The sequence below is a fragment of the Pseudomonas sp. CM25 genome (assembly GCF_013179705.1).
Classification (GTDB): Bacteria; Pseudomonadota; Gammaproteobacteria; order Pseudomonadales; family Pseudomonadaceae; genus Aquipseudomonas.
On the sequence record NZ_JABMCW010000441.1, the window covers coordinates 1 to 3817 of the forward strand.

Below are 3817 nucleotides of genomic sequence, written 5' to 3' on the forward strand. Positions count from 1 at the left end.
ACGGGAGTCGAATGAAGGGTTCAGCAGCTGGAGATCGTGATGGGTAAAGGTTGCCATCTAAGAATTATCTCTAGCCGGAAAATTCATTATGTGGAAAAAATCAGAAAAATAGCACGAAAACATTGGGCGAAACCGCATCGCCAGATAAGCATTATCTGGAAAGTGGTGCAACCTTGAGTGGAAAATTGCTGAACGATAAGTTGAACGGTCAGGGAGGATGACGGCTTGGGCGGCAAGAAACCGGCAACAAGAAAGCCCGCACAAGACGGGCTTTCATGGGGGAGTTGCCGAAGGGGAACGGCCTTGCTATGTGGTGCCGGAGACAGGAATCGAACCTGCGACCTTCGCGTTACGAGTGCGCTGCTCTACCGACTGAGCTACACCGGCGTGTAGCGCAACGTACCACTGCTCGCACCCGTTACGCAAACCCCTGTTTCCTCGGGATTATTGCCCTACCCTCAGGCCCGCTTGCACCCGTTCGGCGCCAGGTCTTCCTCAATGTCGGTGGTGCAACTCCAGCCGGCAGGGGTGCGCGTCAGGGTCAGTGCCTTGCCGACCACGGCGGCCGGTGCGTCTACCAGCGTGCAAGCGATGCTGGCAGTGCCGTCCGACGCTTTGCCGCTGGCGGTGATCGCGCAGTGCGCGGTCGCCGGCTGGCCGCCGAGCGCGGTCACGCTGGCGACGTCCTTGCCGTCGTTCAAGCGCAAATCCATCGGGGTCTTCAGTGCGCTGATTTCCAGCAGGCCGGCCGCGGCCTTCGAGCGTGACTGGTGGTTGGTGTACATCGGTAAGGCGATGGTCGCCAGAATGCCAATGATCGCGACGACGATCATCAGTTCGATCAGGGTGATACCGCGTTGCCCTTTCATGAACGGTTTCCTTTTTCATACGCATACGTATTGGGGTCAATCGCGCCCCAACCGGCAGCGGCGCAGTAGGCCTGAACAGACACCTTTTGTCACCCCTGCCCGCTTGGGCGTCATCTTCGCTGAACTACTCTAGTGAGCATCACGGACGCGCGCCCTGGCATGGACGCGGCAAGCTGTTTCCAGGCTTGTCGCTGGGGCTATACAAGGACCTTTGCATGACTCTATCGACACTCCTCTACAGCTGGCACGGCACTGACGCCAATGGCGCGCAGGTCAGTGGCCAGGCATCCGGGCGCAGCCCGGCTTATGTGCGTGCGGGGCTGATCCGCCAGGGCATTAATGTCGCCAGCCTGCGCCCGGCCGGCGGGTTTGCGTTCAGTTTGCCCAAGCGGCGAGGGAAAGCCGACCCGGCGGGTTTCAGCCGGCAGTTGGCGACATTGCTGAAGGCGGGTGTGCCGTTGTTGCAGGCGTTCGAAGTGATGGGGCGCAGTGGCTGCGATGCAGCACAGGCGGCATTGCTGGATAGATTGAAACAGGATGTGGCCTCGGGCCTGGGGCTGGCAGATGCGTTGCAGCGCCATCCGGCGTGGTTCGATGCGCTGTATTGCAACCTTGTACGGGTAGGCGAGCAGTCCGGCACGCTGGACCGGCAGCTGGAGCAACTGGCGGGGATGCTTGAACAGCGTGGGGCGCTGCACAAGAAGGTGCGCAAGGCGATGGTCTACCCGCTGCTGCTGTTGCTGACGGGGCTGGGGGTGGCGGCGGTCTTGTTGCTGGAGGTGATCCCGCAGTTTGAAAACATGTTCGCCGGCATGGGCGCGGCTTTGCCGGCATTTACCCAGTGGGTGATCGACTTGTCCACAGGGCTGAGCCGGTCTGCGCCGTTGTTGTTGCTGATGGCTGTGACGGTGGGTGTGACCGTGCGCCAGCTCTACCGGCAGCATGCATCAGCGCGCCTGTGGATATCTCGACGGGTGTTGGCGTTGCCGGTGTTCGGCAAGCTGCTGGGGCAGGCGGCGCTGGCGCGCTTTGCGCGCAGCCTGGCGACGTCTTATGGCGCTGGTGTGCCTTTGCTGGATGCGTTGGGCACGGTGGCCAAGGTGTGCGGCGGCGACTTGCATGAGCAGGCGGTGCTGCGGCTGCGCCAGGGCATGGCCAATGGGCAGGGACTGAACCAGGCGATGGCCGGTGAACCGCTGTTTCCGCCGTTGCTGGTGCAACTGACGGGCATCGGTGAATCCAGCGGTACGCTGGACCTGATGCTGGAGAAGGCCGCCAGCCATTACGAGGAACAGGTCAGCCAGGCACTGGACCAGTTGACCAGCCTGCTGGAGCCAGCCATCGTGCTGATCCTGGGCGTGCTGGTGGGCGGCCTGGTAGTGGCGATGTACATGCCGATCTTCCAGCTGGGTAGTTTGATCTGAACATGACTTCATGGATTTTTTTGGCTGAGCAGCCGGCGTACTTCCTGACCTTGGCCACGGTGCTGGGGCTGCTGGTGGGCAGTTTTCTCAACGTGGTGGTGTATCGCCTGCCGATCATGCTGGAGCGGCAATGGCAGCGGGAAGCGCAGGAGGTGCTAGGGCTGCCGGTTGCGCAACACGCACGCTTCGACCTGTGCCTGCCCGCGTCGCGCTGCCCGCATTGCGCGCATCAGATTCGCGCGTGGGAGAACATTCCGGTCATCAGCTACCTGGCCTTGCGTGGCCGCTGTTCATCGTGCAAAGCCCGCATCAGCCTGCGCTACCCGTTGGTGGAGGTGGCCAGCGCCCTGCTTTCACTGCTGGTGGCCTGGCGTTTTGGCGCCTCGGCCGAGGCCTTGCTGGCCCTGCCGCTGACCTGGTGCCTGCTGGCCTTGAGCCTGGTCGATGCCGAGCATCAGCTGTTGCCGGACGTGCTGGTGTTGCCGATGGTGTGGCTGGGGCTGATCGTGAACGCCTTTGGCATTTATGCACCGCTGACCGATGCGCTGTGGGGCGCGGTGGCCGGCTACCTGAGCCTGTGGACCGTTTACTGGGTGTTCAAGCTGATCACCGGCAAGGAAGGCATGGGCTACGGCGACTTCAAGCTGATGGCGCTGATCGGGGCTTGGGGCGGCTGGCAGGTGTTGCCGTTGACACTGCTGCTGTCGTCAGTGGTCGGAGCACTGGTTGGCCTGTGCCTGCTGCGTTTGCGCCGGCACCAGATGGGCGCGGCGATGCCGTTCGGGCCTTATCTGGCGATTGCGGGGTGGATTGCTGTGCTCTGGGGTGATGAAATATACGCCTCTTACCTGCAACTGCTTGGATTCTGATGACCACTGCAGCCTTTACCCCCTGGATTCTCGGGCTTACCGGCGGCATCGGCAGCGGCAAAAGCGCTGCTGCCGAGCGCTTCGTCGAGCTTGGCGTGCACCTGGTCGATGCCGACCAGGCCGCGCGCTGGGTGGTCGAACCCGGCCGGCCGGCCCTGGCCAGCATCGTCGAGCGCTTCGGCCCTGGTGTGCTGCAGGCGGACGGCCAGCTTGATCGCGCGGCCCTGCGCCAGCTGATTTTCGCCGACCCGGCGCAGCGCAAATGGCTGGAGCAATTGCTGCACCCGCTGATCGGGCAGGAGATTTTCAGCTACCTGGCCAAGGCCCAGTCGCCTTATGCGGTGTATGTGTCGCCGCTGCTGATCGAGTCGGGGCAATACCAGAAGACCCAGCGGGTGCTGGTGATCGACGCGCCGCAAGAGTTGCAGGTGGCGCGTACACTGGCGCGGGACAACACCAGTGCCGAGCAGGTGCAGGCGATTCTGGGGGCCCAGCTGGCCCGGGAAGAACGCCTGCGCCATGCCGATGATGTGGTGGTCAATGACGGCGACCTGGCCGCGTTGCATCAGCAGATCGACACCCTGCATCACTTTTACCTGACTTTACGAGGAGGCCAGCCATGAGCCAGCCATTGACCGTCGACTGCCCGACCTGT

General features: G+C 62.7%; 4 protein-coding genes and 1 tRNA gene. 3 read left to right on the forward strand and 2 right to left on the reverse strand.

The features are described 5' to 3' along the window. Positions 1 to 311 precede the first annotated feature (311 nt). Together HP546_RS27380 and HP546_RS27385 are read right to left on the reverse strand one after the other, a co-directional pair. Positions 312 to 387: transfer RNA gene (locus HP546_RS27380), tRNA-Thr, on the reverse strand. Between the two features lie 71 nt (positions 388 to 458). Next, complete coding sequence (locus tag HP546_RS27385; RefSeq protein WP_172232097.1) at positions 459 to 869, reverse strand: pilin; 411 nt, start codon at positions 867 to 869, stop codon at positions 459 to 461. A 215-nt stretch (positions 870 to 1084) separates the two neighbouring features. Between HP546_RS27385 and HP546_RS27390 the strand changes: the two genes are divergently transcribed. The 3 genes from HP546_RS27390 to coaE are packed head-to-tail and all read left to right on the forward strand — an operon-like array spanning position 1085 to position 3785. Continuing rightward, complete coding sequence (locus HP546_RS27390; protein ID WP_172232100.1) at positions 1085 to 2293, forward strand: type II secretion system F family protein; 1209 nt, start codon at positions 1085 to 1087, stop codon at positions 2291 to 2293. 2 nt (positions 2294 to 2295) lie between these two features. Continuing rightward, a complete protein-coding gene (locus HP546_RS27395; protein ID WP_172232103.1) occupies positions 2296 to 3162 on the forward strand; it encodes an A24 family peptidase in 867 nt (288 codons plus the stop codon). Further along, entirely contained in the window at positions 3162 to 3785 is a 624-nt protein-coding gene (coaE, locus tag HP546_RS27400; RefSeq protein ID WP_172232106.1) for a dephospho-CoA kinase, read from the forward strand. The genes HP546_RS27395 and coaE overlap by 1 nt, the downstream gene beginning before the upstream one ends. Positions 3786 to 3817 lie beyond the last annotated feature (32 nt).